This is a genomic window from Micromonospora sp. WMMD558, assembly GCF_049315255.1.
Taxonomy (GTDB): Bacteria; Actinomycetota; Actinomycetes; order Mycobacteriales; family Micromonosporaceae; genus Micromonospora.
In genome coordinates, this window is sequence record NZ_CP186061.1 from 1,240,173 (window position 1) to 1,259,896 (window position 19,724).

The window sequence follows — 19,724 nt, forward strand, 5'->3', positions numbered from 1 at the left end:
GCTGGCCGCGGGCCTGTGACGAGAGGGGGTCGGGGCCCCGCCGGGGGGCGGGACGGGGCCCCGATCCGTTCTCAGGAGGCGGTGATGGTGAGGTTGTCCACGGCCGCCTCGACGAGGCTCGCCCCGGAGGCGTCCGCCGCCTCCACGTGGATGCGGACGGACTGGCCGGCGTACGGGGTCAGGTTGAGGTTCGCCACCGCCCAGGAGCCGTTGCGGTTGGTAGCCGCGCCGGCCTGGTTGAGCAGGGTGGTGGTGCCGCCGTTGTGCACGACGCTGACCCGCAGGTAGTCCGCGGAGGACGCGTTCGAGCCGTGTGCCAGGTACCAGGCCAGCGACAGCGTCAGCGTGCCGCTCGACGGCAGGGTCACCGCCGGGGAGCGGGCGCTGGTGACACCGCCGTCGATGTCGTAGTCGCCCGCCCCGGTGCCGGCCAGCCGGCCGGTGACCAGGTCGTTGCTGCCCGCGTACGGGGTGAGCTGCTTGGCCCCGCTGGAGGTGGTGGCCTGTGCGGCGCCCCGCTCCCACTGGCCCGTGGTGGCGGTGTCGGTCCCGTTCGGGTTGATCGTCCAGCCGGTCGCGGTCTCGAAGGTGTCCGACCAGACCGTGGTGCCGCCACCGCCGCCGCAGTACTGCGCCTGCTTGTTGATCGCCCGGTACGGGCAGTCGGCGTACTCGGCGAGGATCAGCACCGCGTCGCGGTTGCGCGAGGTCTCCCGCCCGATTACCTCGTCGGGCGGGTAGAAGCCGCCACCGGAGGCCGAGCCCGGGTACATCTCGAAGGTGTACGCCCAGATGCCGTGCTGCCCCCACATCCAGTCGATGCTGGTGCCGTCGGCGATGTAGAGGTCGCTGGACTGCTCCGGGGTGTAGCCGTTGGTGGCCGCCATCTGCTGGCCGATGGTGGCGAAGGTGTTGTACTGGTCGGTGGTCATGCCCGGGGCGGTGTTGTTGTACGTGTAGCCGAACGGCCACAGCACCAGCTGGGAGTAGGTGTGGAAGTCGATGTTGGCCTTGATCTGCTGCACGCCGCCGACGACCCGGCCGTTGACGAAGTTGCGGAGCGCGCTTGTCTCCGGCGCCGAGAACGGCGACGGGCCCCGGTAGGTGTCCGACGAGGTGGAGCCGGAGGAGCCGCCGCAGCAGCCCCACTGGTAGGACCAGTTGCGGTTGAGGTCGGTCCCGACGTACGACGAGCCGCTGTTCGGCTGCCGGTTCTTCCGCCAGGAGCGGTACGAGCCGGTGGCGACGTCGTACTCGCTGCCGTCCGGGTTCACCGTGGGCACGATCCAGAGTTCGCGGCTGTTGACCACGTTGGTGACCCGGGAGTCGGTGCCGTAGCTGTCGGTGAACAGGTTGAGCAGGTAGATCGCCATCTCGACGGTGAGGTGCTCCCGGGCGTGCTGCTGCGCGTTGATGAGGATCTCCGGCTCGTCCTCGTCGGTGGCGACGTTGTCGGAGATCTTCACCGCCATCAGGTCGCGGCCCTCGTACGAGCTGCCGATGCTGATCTTCCGGGCGATGGTCGGGTGGTCGGCCACGACCTTGTTCACGGCCGCCGTCAGCTCGGCGTAGTTGTGGTAGTTGGAGTCGGCGGGCGGGAAGTCGAGGGTGCCGATCTCCCCGTCGGCGGCGCCCCGGTCGGTGGGCAGTGCCGCGACCGCCTCCAACCGGAAGCCGAGCCGGGTGATGGCGGCAGCCTCGGCGCGGGTGGCCGAGACGTGCAGGACGCCGTGTTCGGAGTAGTCGATCGAGGCGCCGGTGCGGGCGACCGCGCTGCGGTCGGCGAGCGTACGCGGGCCGAGCACCCGGTAGGGCACGGCGGCCGGTTCTCCGGAGCGGTCCGGGGCCGGTTCCGCGGAGACCGGCGGCGCGGCGAGGGTGAGCAGGCCGAGCCCCGCGGCGATGGCGAGGGCGAGGCGGCGGCGGAGGGTGGGGGTGCGGAAGGCCATGGACAACCTCCTGGGAGGCGCGGGAGATCTTTCCCGCTCGGTGGAGCACACTCCACCACCCGCCACATGGTCATATCAACATCCGTCCATCTCTACTTTCCATGTCAGCCGGATCCTCATTCCGGCAAGGATTTTCTATCCACCAACCTATGGCGAAACTTACTTCCGGGCGGGACACTGACCGGCAACGATGCCCACCTCTCCCGTGGAGTACCGATGCCCAGACCACGCCTCCGCGCCGCCGCACTCGCCGGCCTCACGGCGCTCGCCCTCCTCGGCACGACGACACCCGCCCACGCGACGCCGGTCGCGGCACCGGCCGGCCGGCCGGCCGTCCACGACGAGCAGATCACCTTCCACGAGTGGTCGCGGTACCCGGACTGGCGTCGGGGCAGCCACGCCGGAACCCGGGCCGTGCCCGGCGCACGCCCCGGCCTCACCCTGGCCCGCCCGGCCGGCACCACGCAGTACACCGACCCGCACACCGGCGTCACCCGCACCTGGGAGTACGCGACCTGGACCTCCCCGTCGACGCGGGTCGGCTTCGACGCCAGCGAACTCGTCGCCTCGTGGAACGCGGACACCCCGGCCGGCACCTGGATCCAGATCGAGCTGCAGGGCACGTACAACACCGGTGGGCAGACCCCCTGGTACGTCATGGGCCGGTGGGCCTCCGGCGACGCCGACATCAAGCGCACCAGCGTGAACCGGCAGGGTGACCCCTGGTCGACCATCTGGACCGACACCTTCAGCATCGACGACGCCGACGCCGGGGTGCTGCTGCGCTCGTACCAGCTGCGGCTCACCCTCTACCGGGCGCCCGGCCAGCAGGCCACGCCGCTGGTGCGCACGCTCGGCGCGATGAGCTCCTTCGTCCCGGACCGGTTCACCGTCACGCCGAGCGCCGGCGGCATCGCCTGGGGTGTCGAACTGCCGGTGCCGCGCTACTCGCAGAACGTCCACACCGGCCACTACCCGGAGTACGACGGCGGCGGCCAGGCCTGGTGCTCCCCCACCTCCACCACCATGGTGATCGAGTACTGGGGCCGGAAGGCGTCCGAGGAGGACACCGCCTGGGTGGACCCGACATACCCGGACCCGACGGTCAACCACGCCGCCCGGATGGTCTACGACCACACCTACGACGGCGCCGGGAACTGGCCGTTCAACACCGCGTACGCCGCCAGCTTCCCGGGCCTGGAGGGGCGGGTCACCCGGCTGCACTCCCTGGACGAGGTGGAGCGCTTCATCGCCGCCGGCATCCCGGTGGTGACCAGCCAGTCGTTCCTCGCCAGCGAACTGGACGGGGCCAACTACGGCACGTCCGGGCACCTGTTCGTGGTGGTCGGGTTCACCGCCGACGGTGACGTGATCGTCAACGACCCCGCCTCGTCCAGCAACGACGAGGTCCGCAACGTCTACCAGCGGGAGCAGTTCGAGCAGATCTGGCTGCGGACCAAGCGGATCAACGCCAGCGGCGGCGTCTCCGGCGGCTCCGGCGGGGTGGCCTACCTGATCAAGCCCGAACGTCTGCCCTGGCCGCACGTGCCGGGCAGCACCAACTGGTGACGGACCCCGCCCGGGAGGGCACCGGCGCCCTCCCGGTCAGGGGTTGTTCCTCGGCTCCTCGTCCTCGCCGGCCAGGGCGGACCGGAGGCGTTCCTTCTCGGAGCGGCGCCGCTCGGCGGCGGCGGCCATCTCCTCGGCCATCTCGTCCCGCCAGCCCCTCAGCAGGAAGAAGGAGGCGGCCGCCGAGAACACCAGGGCCAGCATCAGCTTGAGGAACAGGTTCATCTCGACGAACCAGAGGGCCGCCAGCACGATGACGAACAGCCCGATCCGGCCCAGCGTGTACTTGACCGCCGCGCTCATCTGCGTACTCCGTTCTCCGCCGCCGGTCGGGCGGCGGCCTCAGCCCGTCCGGCGGGCCAGCCACCGCACGCCGGGGAACCACACCACCGCGTACGCGACGGTGAAGGCCGCCGCGCCCAGCGCGCCGGACAGCAGCGGCGGCAGCCCGGCGGCCAGGCCGGCCACCACCAGCCCCGCCGTCACCGCCACCGCGCCGGCGGCCAGCGCGGTCACGATCCGGGCGGCGCCGAACTCCCAGGCGCGGAAGTCCTCCCAGTAGAGCCACACCGGCAGGATCACCGCCAGCCACCCGTTGGCCCGGCCGAACTCCCCGGCGCCGAACGAGGCGAAGGCCCAGTCGAAGAGCACCACCGCCAGCAGCCCGACGACCAGGCCGGCCAGACTGACCCCGAGCAGATCGCCCAGGGTCAGGATGCGCCCGTCGGCGTCGCGCCGGGGAAAGCCGCTCTGCTGCTCGGTCATGGCCCTAAGAGGGTACGCGGCGCTCAGGCCCAGACCTGCTGCGGCTCGGCACGCCGCTCGGCCAGCGTCGGCGCGGCGTCGTATTCGCGCACCACCTCGTAGCGGGTGTTCCGCTCGACCGGGCGGAAGCCGGCGTCCCAGATCAGGTGCAGCAGGTCGTCGCGGTGCATGGTGTTCGGCGTGCCGTACGCGTCGGCGTCGTGGGTGATCTTGTATTCCACGACCGAGCCGTCCAGGTCGTCCACCCCGAAGTTCAGCGAGAGCTGGGCGACCGACAGGCCGTGCATCACCCAGAAGCACTTCACGTGCGGGACGTTGTCGAAGAGCAGCCGGGAGACGGCGAAGGTCTTCAGCGACTCGGCCGGCGACGCCATCGTCGTGCGGGCCTGGATCCGGTTGCGGATCTTGCCGTCCGCCGAGTCGACGAAGTCGTGCTGGTAGCGCAGCGGGATGAAGACCACGAAGCCGCCGGTCTCGTCCTGGAGCTCGCGCAGCCGCAGCACGTGGTCGACCCGGTGCCGGGGTTCCTCGATGTGCCCGTACAGCATGGTCGACGGCGTCTTCATGCCCTTGCTGTGCGCCAGCCGGTGGATCCGCGACCAGTCCTCCCAGTGGCAGGCGTGGTCGACGATGTGCTGCCGGACCTCCCAGTCGAAGATCTCCGCGCCGCCACCGGTCAGCGACTCCAGGCCGGCGTCCATCAGCTCGTCGAGGATCTCGTCGGCGGAGAGGCCGCTGATCTTCTCGAACCACTGCACCTCGGTCGCGGTGAACGCCTTCAGCTTGACGTTCGGCAGGGCGCCCTTCAGCTCGCGCAGCACCTTCGGGTAGTAGCGCCAGGGCAGCGTCGGGTGCAGGCCGTTGACGATGTGCAGCTCGGTGAGCTGCTCGTCCTCCATCTCCTTGGCCTTGCGGACCGCCTCGTCGATGCGCATCGTGTACGCGTCCTTCTCACCCGGCTTGCGCTGGAACGAGCAGTACGCGCAGCTCGCGCTGCACACGTTGGTCAGGTTGAGGTGCCGGTTGACGTTGAACATCACCCGGTCGCCGTTCAGCTCGGTGCGGCGGTGGTGCGCCAGCCGGCCCAGCCAGGCGAGGTCGTCGCTCTCGTAGAGCGCGATCCCGTCCTCCCGGGTCAGCCGCTCGCCGGCGTACACCTTCGCTTCGAGCTCACGCTTGAGTCCGGCGTCCATGTCCAGCCACGTCCCTTCCACCTGCGGTCCCGATCGAGCCTACGTCGGCCGGCCGAACCGGCGGCAGCGCGGTCGGCGGGCAGCGACGCACTTCACCGCGTTCTCAGCGACCCGTAACCCGGCGACACATCGACATCGCTGCCCGCGTGCGGTAAGACAGGGTGGGGCGCGACACACACCACTGGTAGCGTCCTGGCGCCACGCGCACCAAGCGCGGCAAAGCACCGGACAGGGAGCGGAATGGCCGACAGCAGGTACGGACGACGGCCGGGTCGACGGAGTCCGGTGATCTCACCGGTGCTCCGGCCGAAGCTCTGGTCCGCCCTCCTCGGGGCCGTCGCCGCCGCCGTGCTGTGCACCCCCGCCTACGCCGAGCCGGCCCTGCCCACCACCGTGCCGGACGCGGGCGCCCGCCCGGTCGTGTCCGGCCCGCTCAGCCTGCCCGGCGGCGTGCCGCTCGTCCCCACGCCCGGTGCCGTCGGCACGCCTGTCACCAACCTCGTCAACGGCCCGCTCGCCGCGCAGATCTACGCCGCCGAGGCGCGCGTCGGCCAGCTCGGCGACGAGCTGCTCCTGTTGCGGCAGAAGCGCACCGAGGGCGAGGCGCAGCTCGTCACCGCCGAGCGGGACCTCGCCCTGGCGCGGGACGCGCTGGCCCGGGCCCAGGAGCGGGCCGACAGCGCCGTCGCCGACGCGATCAAGGCCGCCGCGGCGCTGCCGCCCGCCGAGTTCGCGACCGACCTGCACGACCTGAGCCAGCTCTCCCGGATCACCCGTGGCGAGGAGGTCGAGGGCGGGGACACCACCGCCGCGACCCGCGAGCTCAACCGGGCCCGCACCGGCGAGCAGGCCGCCCAGCAGGCCCTCGCGGCCGCGCAGAGCCGGGTGCAGGGTGCCCGCACGGCGTACACGGCGGGCGAGCAGGCGCTGCGCGCCGAGGAGGCGAAGCTCGCCAAGCTGCGCACGGACAACGCGGCGCAGCTGATCGAGCTGGAGCGCCAACAGGAGGCCGCGGAGCAGGCCCTCGGCGCCGGCTACATCGCCGACGAGACGGCGAACGGGCTGGCCGCGCACCCGGTCGCGGTCAAGGCGCTCGCGTACGCCAAGGCACAGCTCGGCGACCCGTACCTGTGGGCCGCCGAGGGTCCGGACCGGTTCGACTGCTCGGGCCTCATCTGGGCCGCGTACCGGTCGGCCGGCTACTACGACCTCCCGCGGGTCTCCCGCGACCAGTACTTCGCGACCCGGCACCGGTCGGTGGCCCGCACCGCCCTGCTCCCCGGCGACCTGCTCTTCTTCGCCTCGGGGTCGAGCTGGACCAGCATCCACCACATCGGGATGTACGTGGGCGGCGGCAAGATGATCCACGCCCCGAGCACCGGCGACGTGGTCAAGATCTCGACGGTGCGCTGGTCCCGCCTCTACGCGGCCACCCGGGTCGTCGGCGGGGTCCCCGCGCCGACCACACCGCCCCCCACGCCGACCACACCGGCCTCCCCGACGCCGCCGGCCACGCCCAGGCCGACCCCGTCGACCACGACGTCGCCCAGCACGTCCCCGTCGCCGTCCACCTCGCCGTCCACCTCGCCGTCCACCTCGCCGTCCACCTCGCCGTCCACCTCGCCGTCCACCTCGCCGTCGGCGACCCAGTCCGGGTCGGTCTCGCCGACGCCGTCGCCGACGCGCAGCACGCCCACCCCGCAGCCCGGCGCCCCGTCGAGTCCCGCGAGCGAGCCCTCGTCACCGTCGCCGGGGACGACGACCAGCCGCGCCGTCCCGACCACGGCGGCGAGCAGTTCGACGCCGTCGACCAGCGCCTCGGCCAGCACGTCGGCGAGCACCGGCAGCTGACGCGACGCGTACGGGTCGCCGTCCGGTACCGACTCCGGCTGTGCGGTCGGGTCGGAATGTGGCACGGTGAGACTCAGGCACGCCCGGTCCGCCGTCACGGATCCGGGTGCGAGCGTGGCGCGGAGGGCGAGCATGGCCGAGCAGAACGTCCCGGTGGACCCGTCCGCCCCCGACCTCACCGGCCGGTCCGCCGAGCCGGGCGGCGACGTCCCGGGAACGACCTCCGTGCCCGACTCCGCCGGTGACCTCCCGACCCCCGACGCAGACGAGGCCCCACCCTGGTCGGCGGCGTCCGCCGCCACGCGTGGGCGGGTCAGCGTCGCCACCGCGGTCGCCCCGCCTCCGGGCGGCGTGGCCCCGAGCGCCACGGCCGCGACGACCTACCGGGCGACCGGCTCCGCCGCCGTACCGGCACCGGCGGTTCCCGGCCAGCGCGCCAACGCTTCCGACCCGGACAGCGGACGGGCACCGGCCCCCGACGATCCGGACGCGCCCGGCCCCCGGGCGGCCGACGACACCGGACCGGACGACGCCCGGGACGGCGGGCACGCCGACGGGGTGCCCGAGGATGGTCGGGCCGCGCGGGCCAGCGTGTCGGTGCCCGGGGCGAGCCGGGTCTCGGCCGTCGAGGCGGCGGCCATCCGGTCGGCCACCGGGGAGGCGCGGATCTACCGGGCCGGGCCGGTCAACCCGGAGCCCCCCGAGCCGGCGCAACCGCCGGAGCCGGCGCAACCGCCCAAGCCTCCGGTTCCGGAACCGGAGCCGGCGCCCGCGCCCACGCCACCCGTCCCCGGGCCGACCCCGCCGTCGCCCACCCCACCGGTGCCCGGCCCGACGCCGCCCGCCCCGGGTCCGTACCCGCCCGGCCCGATTCCGCCGCGACCGACGCCCGGCCCGGTCCCGCCCGTGCCGGGCCCGCCCGCGCCGCCGCCCGGCCCGCCGGTGCCCGCGCCCCCGCCACCGCCCGGCCCGATGCCGTCGCCCCCGTTCCCGCCGCCGCCCGCGACCTCCTGGTCCGCCGTGGCGGCCGGGCAGCCGGCACCGCTCACCGGACGCGCCGCCGTGCCGGCACCGCCGGCGGTTCCCGGCCCGCGCGACGCCGCCGGCAGTCCGCCGACCGCACCCGCGGGCGGTCCGTGGGCCGGCCGGCCGGACCGGCACGAGGGCGATCTGGGCTCGATCTACGGCGCCGGATCGGACGGGCCGGGCTTCGCCACCGTCGCCTTCCCGGCGAACCCGCTCGAGACGTCCGGTTCCCTCACCGGGCACATCCTCGCCCAGGGCTGGACGGAGACGCCGGCCGAGGAGCGGTCCAGCAACGCCCGCGTGGTGCTCGTCCTTGCCGTGTCGGTGGGGCTGCTGGTGGCGATCAGCGTGCTGGTCGTCCTGCTCGCCAACGACGCGATGGACGGGCTGGTGGGCGACATCCTGAGCCGGTGAGGGCCGGGTGAGCCGCCCCACTACGGCTCCGCGACGACGTGGCGGTCCGGGCGGACCGCCGTACACTGGTGGAGATCACTGACCCGGCGCGCCTCAACGCGCGCCCATGGGCGGTCTTGCGGGCGATCCGGCGGCGTGCAGCCGCGGCGGGCCATCGCGAAGATGCGCCCCGCTCGAAAGGCCTTTCTTGACCACCTCGTTCGACCCTGGCACGACCTCGTCCGCCGCCGACACCACGATCGACTTCGCCGCCCTCGGGCTGCCCCAGCCGCTGGTCCGGGCCCTGTCCCGGCAGGGCATCACCACGCCGTTCGAGATCCAGCGCGCCACCATGCCGGACGCCCTGGCCGGCCGGGACGTGCTCGGGCGCGGCCAGACGGGCTCCGGCAAGACCCTGGCCTTCGGCCTGCCCCTGCTGGCCCGGGTGGCCGACCGGCGGCCGGCCCGGCCCCTGCACCCGCGCGCCCTCGTCCTGGTGCCGACCCGCGAACTCGCCATGCAGGTCAACGACGCCCTGCTCCCGCTCGGCAAGGCCGTCGGCGTGTTCCTCAAGACCGCGGTCGGCGGCGTGCCGTACGACCGGCAGATCGACGCCCTGCGCCGCGGGGTGGAGGTCGTCGTGGCCACCCCCGGCCGGCTCGGGGACCTCATCGACCGGGGCGTGTGCCGCCTCGAGGACGTCGAGGTCACCGTGCTGGACGAGGCGGACCAGATGGCCGACATGGGCTTCCTGCCCGAGGTGACCGAGCTGCTGGCGAAGACCCCCGCCGACGCGCAGCGCCTGCTCTTCTCGGCCACTCTGGACGGTGACGTGGACGCGCTGGTCAAGCGGTTCATGACCGACCCGGTGACCCACTCCACCGCCCCGCCGACGGCGGCCGTGTCCACCATGGACCACCACCTCCTGCTGATCCCGCCGCACGACAAGTTCCCCGTCGCCGCGTCCATCGCGGCCCGGGAGGGGCGCACGATGGTGTTCGCCCGTACCCAGCTCGGCGTCGACCGGCTGGTGCAGCAGCTGGCCGCGGTCGGCGTACGGGCGGGGGGCCTGCACGGCGGCAAGACCCAGCGGATGCGCACCCGCACCCTCGCCGAGTTCCGCGAGGGCCGGATGAACGTCCTGGTCGCCACCGACGTGGCGGCACGCGGCATCCACGTCGACGGCGTCTCGCTCGTGCTGCACGTCGACCCGCCGAAGGACCCGAAGGACTACCTGCACCGGGCGGGGCGTACCGCGCGGGCGGGCGAGTCCGGCGCGGTGGCGACCCTGGTCCTCCCGAAGCAGCGGCGCACCACCCTCGCGATGCTCGAGAAGGCCGGCGTCGAGCCGGCGCAGACCCGGGTCCGGGCCGGTGACCCGGCCCTGGCCGAGTTGACCGGCGCCCGCGAGCCGAGTGGCGTCCCGGTCCGCGACGAGCCCGAGCCGCGCCGCCCCTCCGGTCCGCGCCGCCCGGCGTACCGGGGGCACGGCGAGCGCGCCGAGCACGGACGGTACGGCGAGCGCGGCGACCACCGGCGGTACGGCGAGCGCGGCGACGACCGGCGTTCGGCCGGTGGCGATCACCGACGCTTCGGCGAGCGCGGCGACGACCGGCGCTTCGGCGAGCGCGGCGACGACCGGCGCTTCGCCGACCGTGGCGAGCATCGCCGCTTCGGCGAGCGCGGCGACCACCGGCGGTTCGACGACCGCCGCCACCCGGGCCGGCCGGTCGACGGCCGCTCGGAGCGGCGACCGGGTGACCGGCCCTTCGGTGGTCGCCCCGCCGCGGGCCGGCACTGACGCACCGGACCTGATCGGATTCGTCGGGGCGACCCTCCGGCCGTCGTGCCGACGCCACGGCGGATCCGATCACCGGCCGCGCCGCCGACTGCGCTGCCCGGCCGCGCCGGGTCGCGTAGCGTCGGTTCATGCCGACGATGCCGAAGTCGTTCCTCTGGACCCGGACCGACACCGCCGGCGCCGAGCACGCCCTCGTCGACGACGGGCAGGGGTTGACGGCGCGGGGCACCCAGGTCGCCGTGGACCCGATCCCGTACACGTGCCGGTACCAGCTCGGCACCGATCCGGACTGGGTCACCACGAGCCTGGTCGTGGAGGCCGAGGGGTCGGGCTGGCTGCGCAGCGTACGCCTGGAACGGGCGGTCGACCGGTGGCGGGTGACCACAGCCGAGCAGGGCGACCTGGACGCCGCGCTGGCCGCCGCCGGTCAGCCGCCCGCCGGCCTGCCGGGCACCGACGACCCGGATCGCCTGGCCGACGCCCTCGACGTCGACCTGGGCGGGTCGGCGCTCTTCAACACCCTGCCGGTACGCCGGCTCGGCCTGGCCGGCGGGCCCGCCGACACGCCGCACCGGATCGCGGTCGCCTGGGTGCTGGTGCCGAGCCTGGTGGTGGTCGCCGCCGAGCAGGTCTACACGGGACTGGGCCCCGGCCGGGTGCGTTTCACCAGCGACACGTTCACCGCCGAACTGGACGTGGACGGCGACGGGTACGTGCTGCGCTACCCGGGACTCGCGGAGCGGGCCGCGCCGCGCTGACCGGAATTCCCCCGGGCTCGGCGGGCGCTGAACAGGCTGCCCGGCGTTCCCGGGCCGTGCCGCGTCGAGCGGGCTGCTGTCAGGCGGGCCAGGCGCCGTCGGCGAGGAAGCGTTCGACGGTGGCCAGGTGCGGGGCCAGGTCGAGGCCCTGGGCGGCGACCCAGTCGTCGGCGTAGTAGGTGTCGGCGTAGCGGTCCCCGGCGTCGCAGATCAGCGTGACGACCGAACCGGTGCGGCCCTCGGCCAGCAGCTCGGCGATCAGCCCGAACGCGCCCCACAGGTTGGTCCCGGTGGAGCCGCCGACCTGCCGGCCGAGGACGGCCGAGCCGGCCCGCATGGCGGCCAGGGAGGCGGCGTCCGGCACCTGCACCATCCGGTCCACCACCGAGGGCAGGAAGGACGCCTCGACGGTGGGCCGGCCGATCCCCTCGATCCGGGAGCCGCGTCCGGTGCGCACCGACCAGTCGGCGGCCTGCCACGCCGGGTAGAACGCCGAGTTCTCCGGGTCCACGACGCAGAGCTTGGTGGGCAGCCGCCGGTAGCGGGCGTACCGGCCGATCGTGGCGCTGGTGCCGCCGGTGCCGGCTCCGACCACCACCCACGCCGGTACGGGGTGCCGCTCCAGGGCGAGCTGGGAGAAGATCGACTCGGCGATGTTGTTGTTGCCCCGCCAGTCGGTGGCCCGCTCGGCGTACGTGAACTGATCCATGAAGTGGCCGGCCGAGTCCTCGGCCAGCCAGCGCGCCTCGACGACCACCTTGGCCGGGTCGTCGACCAGGTGGCACCGACCGCCCTGGAACTCGATCTTCGCGATCTTCTCGGGGGACGTGGAGGCCGGCATCACCGCGATGAACGGCAACCCGAGCATCCGGGCGAAGTACGCCTCGGAGACCGCAGTCGACCCGGAGGAGGCCTCCACGATCGTGGTGCCGGGCCCGATCCAGCCGTTACAGAGCCCGTACAGGAACAGCGACCGGGCCAGCCGGTGCTTCAGGGAACCGGTCGGGTGCACCGACTCGTCCTTGAGGTAGAGGTCGATCCCCCACTCCCGGGGCAACGGGAACGGCAGCAGGTGGGTGTCGGCGGACCGGTTCGCGTCCGCCTCGACGGTGGCGATCGCCTCGGTCACCCACCGCCGGCTGGCCTCGTCGCACCGGTCGAGATGAGTCACCCGGGAAACCTAGCAAGCCTGGTCAGTACGGCCCGCCGCCGGTCCGGCGGCGCTGCCGGCGCTGGCCGGCCCGGCCGACGGCCATCACCGCCGGCAGGAGCCGCAGCGCCGCGCCGGGCAGCGCGTCGAGGAGGCGGACCTGCGCGCCCCGCCAGCGCGGGACGGCGACCACCGGGCGTGGCCGCCGGGCCAGTCGCGCGGCCCGGCGGGCCACGCGTTCCGGCGTGAGCAGCGTCCCGGTGAAGGAGGCGGCGGCGCCCGGGTCGTCCAGCCGGTCGTGCAGCATCGGCGTCCAGATCCCGTCCGGGCACAGGCACGACACGTGTACCTCCCGGTGCCCGGCCAGCCGCAGGTCGGCCTGCGTACCGATGCTGAACGCGACGAGGGCGTGCTTGCTGGCCGCGTAGACGGTCTCACCCGGGGCGGCCACCAGCCCGGCGAGCGAGACGACGTTCAGCACGTGCCCGTGCCCCTGGCTCCGCATGACCGCCAGCGCCGCGAGGCTGCCGTTCATCGCGCCGAGCGTGTTGACCTCCAGCACCCGGCGTCGGGTCGCCGCGTCGTGCTCCCAGGAGGGGCCGGTGACGAGGATTCCGGCGTTGTTGACCCAGAGCCCGAGACCGCCGCGTCCGGCCGCCTCGGCCGCGACGTCGACGCAGGCCGCCTCGTCGCGGACGTCCAGCGCGCGGGACCACCCGCCCAGCGGTGCCGCGGCGGCGGCCACCGCGTCGGGGTCGAGGTCGGTGAAGAGGACCGGCCACCCGTCGGCGTGCAGCGCGGCGGCGATGGCCTGCCCGAGTCCCCCGGCCGCGCCGGTCACCACGGCGGCACCGGGGGCGACGGTGCCCGCGCCGGTCGTCGGGATGGTCATCGGCGCACGCTACTACCGCCGGTCCGGTTGCCGCCAGAGCCGCGACGGCGACGCTCCTCCGTGCCGGTCGGGACGGTGTCCGTCTCCTGTCGAGCTGCCCTCATGGACGGGGCGGCGACGCCGGCCCGGACCGGCCGACGTGGTCGCACCGACGGGGCAGCTCGACAGCGTCCGCTTCGGGGTCGCCGGCCGGGAATTGGGGAGGTGGACTGCGGGCGACCGGGTCAGGCGGGCGGTGGGGCGACGGGCTGGGGCCGGTTCTCCCACTTGGTCGACAGGGCGATCGAGGTACGGGTGGACGCCACGCCCGGGGTGCGGTTCAGGCGCACGATGAGCGCCTCCAGCTCGGCGATCGTCCCGACCCGGGCCTTGAGCAGGAACGACTCGACCCCCGCCATGAAGTAGCAGGACTCGATCTCGGGGATGGCCCGGAACGCCTCCAGCACGTCGTCGGTGTCCGCGGCCGAGTCCTCGACGATGCCGATGATGGCGGTCACGCCCAGGCCGATGGTCTCCGGCTCCACCTCGGCCCGGTACGCGCGGATCACGCCGCTGGACTCCAGCTTGCCGACCCGTTCGTGCACGGCCGGGGCGGAGAGCCCCACCTGTCGGGCCAGCTCGGCGTAGGAGAGGCGGGCGTTGCCGCGCAGCAGCTCAACGAGGCTCAGGTCGATCGCGTCCACGGACTGTAGACCCTAGTCCCACGGTGGTCACGCCGAGTGCGCGGTCCCGGATGAGCATACGGAGCGTAATTGTTCACAAACCAGCCGTGAAGACGGACGTTCGCGGGTAACATTTCCTAACTTCCCACTCAGTGGGTTTTTCGCGTTTGGCGGACAAGCCAGGTCGCCGGTGCTGTAATTGCCATACGTCCCTCATGACGGCTCTGGGCTCGCACCGGCCGGGGGCAGTGTGTTCAGCCGGGGGCTTCGTCGACGCGAGGAGGGGGCTGTGGACACTGGAGATCGCCTGCTGACACCGGGTGAGGTCGCCGCGCTGTTTCGGGTTGATCCCAAGACTGTGACGAGGTGGGCGGCGGCGGGCCGGATAGGCAGTATCCGGACTCCAGGCGGGCATCGCCGGTTTCGGGAATCCGAGGTGCGGGCCCTGCTCGAGGGGGAGGGCATGTTGGACGAGGCGGAGGACATGGGCAAGCCACGCAACGCGGGCCCTACCGCCTCGACCGGTTCCGGCCCGGCCAACGCCGGGATGTACTGAAGCGGTGTGACGTCGCGCGGACCGGATCCTGGCAACCGGTCCGCGCGCCGATCGGACCGGCGCGCGCTTCACTCGCGCGCCGCGCCCAACTCGCCCGACCAGCGGCGGAAGAGCGTGTGCGGTACGCCCAGGGCGTCCAGCACCTTGCCCGCGACGAAGTCCACGAGTTGAGCGGCGGAGGCCGCCGCTCCCGCCCCGTAGAAGCCGGGGCTGGCCGGTAGTACCACCGCACCGGCGTCGTGCAGGGCGATGAGGTGCTCCAGGTGGCTCCGCGTCACGGGCGTCTCACGGGGGACCACGACCACCGGCCGGCGCTCCTTGAGGTTGACCTCGGCCGCCCGTTGCAGCAGGTCCTTGGAGAGGCCGATGGCGATGCCGGCGCAGGCCGCCGTGCTCGCCGGGACCACCGCCATGCCGCGTACCGGATACGAGCCGCTGCTGGGCCCGGCCGCCAGGTCGCCCGCCGGCCAGTGGCGGACGTCGGCGCCGACGAGGTCCTGCCCCAGCCAGGCGGCCAGGTCCTCGGCCCAGTGCCCGTCGCGGAACGACCGACCGGTCTCGTCGAGGATGGTCAACCGGGCGGCCCGGGAGACGATGAGGTCCACCGGTTCGCCGGCGTCGAGCAGCGCCCGGACGACGGCGGCGGCGTACGGCGTGCCGGACGCCCCGGACACCCCGACCACCCATGGTTCGCGCATGCCTCCAGCCTGCCTGGTCGTCGCAGCCCGGCCGATGGCACCCCCGGTTTGGGAGGTTTCCCACCCCACTCAGCCAGCTTGTCCGCCCCGGAAGGCGGGCATCCCGCCAACCTGACATGCTCTCCGCAGCGATATGCATCGTCGGCAGCTCGCACGCGGGAGGAATCGGTGATGACCGGGGCGGTCCTCTGGTCGCTGCGGGCCGAGTGCCCGATCGCGCCCCGGATCTCGCCGTACGCCGACGCGGTGCAGCGGTGGCTCGTCGACGAGTTGCTGCCCGGTCTCGACCTGCCGCTGGACGCCGCGGCCCGGCGGCGGCTGGCCGCCGCCGGCGTCGCCCGGTACGCCGGCCGGCTCTACCCGGGCGCCACCGAGGCCGACCTGCGGGTGCTGACCGCGCTCTTCACCTGGTTCTTCCTCGTCGACGACGCCTGCGACGGGCCGCAGCGGCTCGCCCCGGACGAGATCCGCGCACTGCGCACCGGGACGCTGACCGTGCTGCACGGCGGGGCCCGCCTCCGGTCCCCCGGGCTGGACGGTGGGCTGCGGCGGCTGCTGGTCCGCGCGTGGCGGGAGCCGCGCCGCCGGATGCCGGCGCGGTGGCGGACGCGGGTCGCCGACGCGGTCGCCCACCACCTCGACGGCACCTGGCGGGAAGCGGTCGGCAAGGCCGCCGGCCACCGGCCGGGTGTCGCCGAGTACATCGAGCTGCGGCGCGCCACCTCGGCGGCGTACCTGTCGTACCCGCTGGTGGAGTTCGTGACCGGGCGCCCGCTGCCGGACGCGGTCTACCACCACCCGGCGCTGCGCCGGGTCGCCGACACCGGCAACGACCTGCTGTCCTGGTACAACGACCTCGCGTCGCTGGATCGGGAGCAGCCCACCGCCGTGGGGCACAACCTGGTGCTGGCGGTCGCCGGTGAGCGGCGGGTGCCGCTGGCCGAGGCGGTCGCGCTGGTCGCCGATCGCTGGCGGGAGTCGATGCGCCGCTTCGTGGAGTTACGCGCGGCGGTGCCGTCGTTCGGCCGGGCGGTGGACGCCGCGGTCGGCGACCACCTGGACGTGATCGCCAACGCCGTCCGGGGCACCATCGACTGGACCGTCGAGAGCACCCGCTACGCGGGTAAGGAAGGGCCCCTTCTTAACGCCTCCGGTAGGGCAGGGGCCCCTTCTTAACACCGGCCGGGGCGGCCGGTCAGGGCCGCAGGCCGAGCCGGACCACCAGGTCGAGCAGGGCGAAGACGAACAGCGCGATGCCGACGAAGCCGTTGGCCGTGAAGAACGCCCGGTTGACCCGGCTCAGGTCGGTCGGGCTCACCACCACGTGCTGGTACGCGAAGGCGACCGCGGTCAGTGCCAGCCCGATCCACCAGAGCCAGCCGAAGCCCACCAGTACGCCGAACCAGATGAACAAGGCGAAGGTCACCACGTGCGCGACGGTCGAGGCGTGCAGCGCGAAACGCAGCCCGTAGCGGGCCGGCACGCTGTGCACGCCGATCTCCCGGTCCACCTCGGCGTCCTGGCACGCGTAGATCAGGTCGAAGCCGCCGATCCACAGCCCCACCGCCGCCCCGAGCAGCCACGCGGGCCACGAACCGGCGAAGGTGCCGGTCACCGCGAGCCAGGCGCCGACCGGGCCCACCGCCTGCGCCAACGCGAGGATCGCGTGCGGCCAGTTGGTGAACCGCTTGCCGTACGGGTAGACGACCAGCGGCACCACGGCGAGCGGCGCGAGCACCAGGCAGAGCGGGTTGAGCAGGGCGGCGGCGGCCAGGAACACGACCAGCGCGACCGCCGCGCCGGTCCAGGCCGTCCGCAGGCTCACCGCTCCGGTCACCAGTTCCCGGTTCGCGGTACGCGGGTTGCGCGCGTCGATCCGCCGGTCGAGGATCCGGTTGGCGGCCATCGCGAACGTCCGCGCCCCGACCATCGCCACGGTGATCAGCAGCAGGTCGAGCCAGCGCACCCGTCCGCCGGTCACCTCCATCGCGGTCAACGCGGAGAGGTACGCGAACGGCAACGCGAACACGGAGTGCTCGATCGCCACGAGCTTGAGGAATGACCTCACCCGGCCCGGCCGCTCGACCGGCGCGTCGACGACGGCCATCAGACGCCGTACTCCTTCCAGCGCTTGTCGACCAGCGAGACCACCTCGGGGCTCATGGTCATCTCCTCGGGCCAGCCCCGGGTGTAGCCCTCCTCGGGGAGCTTGCGGGTGGCGTCGACACCCGCCTTGCCGCCCCAGAACTGCTGGTACGACGAGTGGTCGAGGTGGTCGACCGGCCCCTCGGTGAGCAGCAGGTCGCGGGCGTAGTCGACGTTGCCGAAGGCGCGGAAGGCCACCTCGTTGTAGTCGTGCACGTCGCAGTCCTCGTCGACGATCACGATCAGCTTGGTCAGCGACATCAGGTGTGCGCCCCAGATCGCGTTCATGACCTTCTGGGCGTGCTTCGGGTAGCGCTTGCGGATCGACACGATCGCGCAGTTGTGGAAGACGCCGGCGGCGGGTAGGTCGTAGTCGACGATGTCCGGGATCAGCAGCTTGAGCAGCGGCTGGAAGATCCGCTCGGTGGCCTTGCCGAGGCCGTGGTCCTCCTGTGGCGGCTTGGAGGTGACGATCGAGTGGTAGACCGGGTCGCGCTGCATGGTCATGGTCTCGACGTGCAGGACCGGGAACGGCTCGACCGGGGTGTAGAAGCCGGTGTGGTCGCCGAACGGGCCCTCGGGCAGCCGCTCGCCGGGCTCGATGTACCCCTCGAGCACCACCTGGGCGTGGGCCGGGACCTGAAGGGGCACGGTCAGGCAGTCGACCATCTCGACCCGCTCGCCGCGCAGGAAGCCGGCGAACAGGTACTCGTCGATGTCGCCGGGGAGCGGGGCGCTCGCCGAGTACGAGACCACCGGGTCGCAGCCGATGGCGATGGCGACCGGCAGCCGCTGGCCGAGCCGCTCGGCGACCGCGTGGTGCGCCGTGGAGTCCTTGTGGATCTGCCAGTGCATGCCCAGCGTGTTCCGGCTGTGCTGCTGGAGCCGGTACAACCCGAGGTTGCGCTTGCCGGTCTCCGGGTGCTTGGTGTGGGTCAGGCCGAAGTTGTGGAAGATCCCGCCGTCGCCGGGCCACACCTGCAGGCCGGGCAGCCGGTTCAGGTCGACGTCCTCGCCCCGGTACACCACCTGCTGGCAGGGCGCGGTCTTCACCTTGCGCGGCGGCACCGACTTGAGCTGCATGACCTTGCCCAGGCCCTCACGGATGCCGGACCAGCCGACCGGGAGTTCCGGCTTGACCAGAGCGCCGATCCGGGCGCCGATCTCGTCCAGCGAATCGACGCCGAGCGCCATCGCCATCCGCTTCTCGGTGCCGAACAGGTTGATCGCCACCGGCATCTCACCGCGGGTCGGGCGCTCGAAGAGCAGCGCCGGGCCACCCGCGCGGACCGTGCGGGTGACGATCTCGCTGATCTCCAGGGTGGGGTCGACGGGGACGGTCACCCGCCGCAGCTCACCCGCGCGCTCCAGCGCCGCGAGGAAGTCCTTGAGATCGGTGTACGGGAAGCCACGAGCCGCCATACCCGCAAGTCTCCCGCATCCCGGTCGTGACCGGCCGAGGCGGGTCGGTCCCCCGGCTTGCCGCGACGACGCTGACCCATCGTCGCCCGCACCCTTCGGATGGGTTCGTGCCGCTTCAGCACGCATGCCGGGATTCAGACCGTACCCTCCTCGGCAGGAAGTCGAGTCCCACATCCCCGATGCGAGCGACGGAGGATTACCAGATGACGGGAACGAAGGTCGCCGGATACACGTACGGCACGGATCGGGTCGCCCGATCCCCCGTCACCCTCGCCGATCTCGACCAGATCAAGGCCAGCGCGATGTTCGCGCCGAGCGACGAGGCGGCACTGCGCACCGCGGGCGAGGTGCTGGCCGATCAGATCGAGGACATCCTCGACGTCTGGTACGGCTTCGTGACCGCCCACCCGCATCTCGCCGCCTACTTCGCCACTCCGGGCGGCCAGCCGATCGAGGACTACCAGCAGCGCGTACGCGGCCGGTTCGGCCAGTGGATCCTGGACACCTGCAACCGGCCGTACGACCCGGCGTGGCTGGACTACGCCGAGGAGATCGGGCTACGGCACACCCCGCAACGCAAGAACGCGACCGACAACGCCCCCTCGGTACCGCTGATCAACCTGCGGCACATCATCGCGTTCATCGTCCCGATCACCACGACCATCCGGCCGTTCCTCGCCAACAAGGGGCACAGCGCGGACGAGGTCGAGGCCATGCACCAGGCGTGGCTGAAGTCGGTCGTCCTCCAGGTCGCCCTGTGGAGCAGGCCGTTCACCGCTACCGGCTGTTGGTGATCGCCGGGCGGACACGTTCGGCCCGGACCGGGTCGCCGCGATGGAGGACGACCTGCGGTCGATCACCCCGGCCAACTGGTCCCCGGCATCACCCCCGGGC

At 73.2% G+C, this 19,724-nt stretch carries 18 protein-coding genes; 8 read left to right on the forward strand and 10 right to left on the reverse strand.

The window, feature by feature from the left end; all coding sequences use genetic code 11:
• Positions 1 to 71: 71 nt before the first annotated feature.
• Entirely contained in the window at positions 72 to 1,949 is a 1,878-nt protein-coding gene (locus ACN26Y_RS05960; RefSeq protein ID WP_422734444.1) for a M14 family zinc carboxypeptidase, read from the reverse strand.
• Between the two features lie 216 nt (positions 1,950 to 2,165).
• Here ACN26Y_RS05960 and ACN26Y_RS05965 point away from each other — a divergent pair, with 216 nt between their 5' ends.
• Positions 2,166 to 3,518, forward strand: coding sequence for a C39 family peptidase (locus ACN26Y_RS05965; protein WP_422734445.1), 1,353 nt, complete (start codon positions 2,166 to 2,168; stop codon positions 3,516 to 3,518).
• Between the two features lie 36 nt (positions 3,519 to 3,554).
• Here the strand turns inward: ACN26Y_RS05965 and ACN26Y_RS05970 are convergent, their stop codons facing one another.
• The 3 genes from ACN26Y_RS05970 to mqnE are packed head-to-tail and all read right to left on the reverse strand — an operon-like array spanning position 3,555 to position 5,476.
• The gene (locus ACN26Y_RS05970) at positions 3,555 to 3,821 is read right to left on the reverse strand and encodes a DUF4229 domain-containing protein (protein ID WP_155329319.1); all 267 of its coding nucleotides are present in this window, start codon (positions 3,819 to 3,821) and stop codon (positions 3,555 to 3,557) included.
• 39 nt (positions 3,822 to 3,860) lie between these two features.
• Positions 3,861 to 4,283, reverse strand: coding sequence for a hypothetical protein (locus tag ACN26Y_RS05975; protein ID WP_155329320.1), 423 nt, complete (start codon positions 4,281 to 4,283; stop codon positions 3,861 to 3,863).
• A gap of 23 nt (positions 4,284 to 4,306) precedes the next feature.
• Positions 4,307 to 5,476 (reverse strand): aminofutalosine synthase MqnE, encoded by a 1,170-nt coding sequence (mqnE, locus tag ACN26Y_RS05980; protein ID WP_422734446.1) that lies wholly within the window; start codon positions 5,474 to 5,476, stop codon positions 4,307 to 4,309.
• Between the two features lie 240 nt (positions 5,477 to 5,716).
• Between mqnE and ACN26Y_RS05985 the strand changes: the two genes are divergently transcribed.
• The 4 genes from ACN26Y_RS05985 (at position 5,717) to ACN26Y_RS06000 (ending at position 11,305) form a co-directional block, all read left to right on the forward strand.
• A complete protein-coding gene (locus tag ACN26Y_RS05985; RefSeq protein ID WP_155329322.1) occupies positions 5,717 to 7,327 on the forward strand; it encodes a C40 family peptidase in 1,611 nt (536 codons plus the stop codon).
• Positions 7,328 to 7,459: 132 nt separating this feature from the next.
• Positions 7,460 to 8,767 carry a hypothetical protein gene (locus ACN26Y_RS05990; protein ID WP_422734447.1) on the forward strand — a complete coding sequence of 436 codons (1,308 nt, stop codon included), beginning with the start codon at positions 7,460 to 7,462 and terminating at the stop codon, positions 8,765 to 8,767.
• Between the two features lie 187 nt (positions 8,768 to 8,954).
• Positions 8,955 to 10,547 carry a DEAD/DEAH box helicase gene (locus ACN26Y_RS05995; RefSeq protein WP_196255790.1) on the forward strand — a complete coding sequence of 531 codons (1,593 nt, stop codon included), beginning with the start codon at positions 8,955 to 8,957 and terminating at the stop codon, positions 10,545 to 10,547.
• Between the two features lie 137 nt (positions 10,548 to 10,684).
• A complete protein-coding gene (locus ACN26Y_RS06000) occupies positions 10,685 to 11,305 on the forward strand; it encodes a putative glycolipid-binding domain-containing protein (RefSeq protein ID WP_155333953.1) in 621 nt (206 codons plus the stop codon).
• Between the two features lie 79 nt (positions 11,306 to 11,384).
• Here ACN26Y_RS06000 and ACN26Y_RS06005 read toward each other — a convergent pair whose 3' ends face one another.
• The 3 genes from ACN26Y_RS06005 to ACN26Y_RS06015 all read right to left on the reverse strand — a co-directional run bounded on the left by ACN26Y_RS06005 (position 11,385) and on the right by ACN26Y_RS06015 (position 14,030).
• Positions 11,385 to 12,476, reverse strand: a complete 1,092-nt coding sequence (locus ACN26Y_RS06005) for a PLP-dependent cysteine synthase family protein (RefSeq protein ID WP_155329323.1) — start codon at positions 12,474 to 12,476, stop codon at positions 11,385 to 11,387.
• 22 nt (positions 12,477 to 12,498) lie between these two features.
• The gene (locus ACN26Y_RS06010) at positions 12,499 to 13,347 is read right to left on the reverse strand and encodes an SDR family NAD(P)-dependent oxidoreductase (protein ID WP_422734448.1); all 849 of its coding nucleotides are present in this window, start codon (positions 13,345 to 13,347) and stop codon (positions 12,499 to 12,501) included.
• Between the two features lie 224 nt (positions 13,348 to 13,571).
• Entirely contained in the window at positions 13,572 to 14,030 is a 459-nt protein-coding gene (locus ACN26Y_RS06015) for an Lrp/AsnC family transcriptional regulator (RefSeq protein ID WP_155329325.1), read from the reverse strand.
• Positions 14,031 to 14,298: 268 nt separating this feature from the next.
• Here ACN26Y_RS06015 and ACN26Y_RS06020 point away from each other — a divergent pair, with 268 nt between their 5' ends.
• Positions 14,299 to 14,565 carry a BldC family transcriptional regulator gene (locus ACN26Y_RS06020; RefSeq protein ID WP_130321259.1) on the forward strand — a complete coding sequence of 89 codons (267 nt, stop codon included), beginning with the start codon at positions 14,299 to 14,301 and terminating at the stop codon, positions 14,563 to 14,565.
• 68 nt (positions 14,566 to 14,633) lie between these two features.
• On the opposite strand, the gene ACN26Y_RS06025 is transcribed toward ACN26Y_RS06020, so the two are convergent.
• On the reverse strand, positions 14,634 to 15,263 hold the full coding sequence (locus ACN26Y_RS06025) for a UbiX family flavin prenyltransferase (RefSeq protein ID WP_155329326.1): 630 nt from the start codon (positions 15,261 to 15,263) through the stop codon (positions 14,634 to 14,636).
• 171 nt (positions 15,264 to 15,434) lie between these two features.
• Between ACN26Y_RS06025 and ACN26Y_RS06030 the strand changes: the two genes are divergently transcribed.
• The gene (locus tag ACN26Y_RS06030) at positions 15,435 to 16,439 is read left to right on the forward strand and encodes a terpene synthase family protein (protein ID WP_422734449.1); all 1,005 of its coding nucleotides are present in this window, start codon (positions 15,435 to 15,437) and stop codon (positions 16,437 to 16,439) included.
• 19 nt (positions 16,440 to 16,458) lie between these two features.
• Here the strand turns inward: ACN26Y_RS06030 and mqnP are convergent, their stop codons facing one another.
• Both mqnP and ACN26Y_RS06040 read right to left on the reverse strand, forming a co-directional pair.
• Positions 16,459 to 17,370 (reverse strand): menaquinone biosynthesis prenyltransferase MqnP, encoded by a 912-nt coding sequence (mqnP, locus tag ACN26Y_RS06035; protein ID WP_155329328.1) that lies wholly within the window; start codon positions 17,368 to 17,370, stop codon positions 16,459 to 16,461.
• The gene (locus tag ACN26Y_RS06040; RefSeq protein ID WP_422734450.1) at positions 17,370 to 18,830 is read right to left on the reverse strand and encodes a menaquinone biosynthesis decarboxylase; all 1,461 of its coding nucleotides are present in this window, start codon (positions 18,828 to 18,830) and stop codon (positions 17,370 to 17,372) included. The genes mqnP and ACN26Y_RS06040 overlap by 1 nt, the downstream gene beginning before the upstream one ends.
• 203 nt (positions 18,831 to 19,033) lie before the next feature.
• On the opposite strand from ACN26Y_RS06040, the gene ACN26Y_RS06045 reads away from it, so the two are divergent.
• Positions 19,034 to 19,624 (forward strand): protoglobin domain-containing protein, encoded by a 591-nt coding sequence (locus ACN26Y_RS06045; RefSeq protein ID WP_155329330.1) that lies wholly within the window; start codon positions 19,034 to 19,036, stop codon positions 19,622 to 19,624.
• Positions 19,625 to 19,724: the final 100 nt, after the last annotated feature.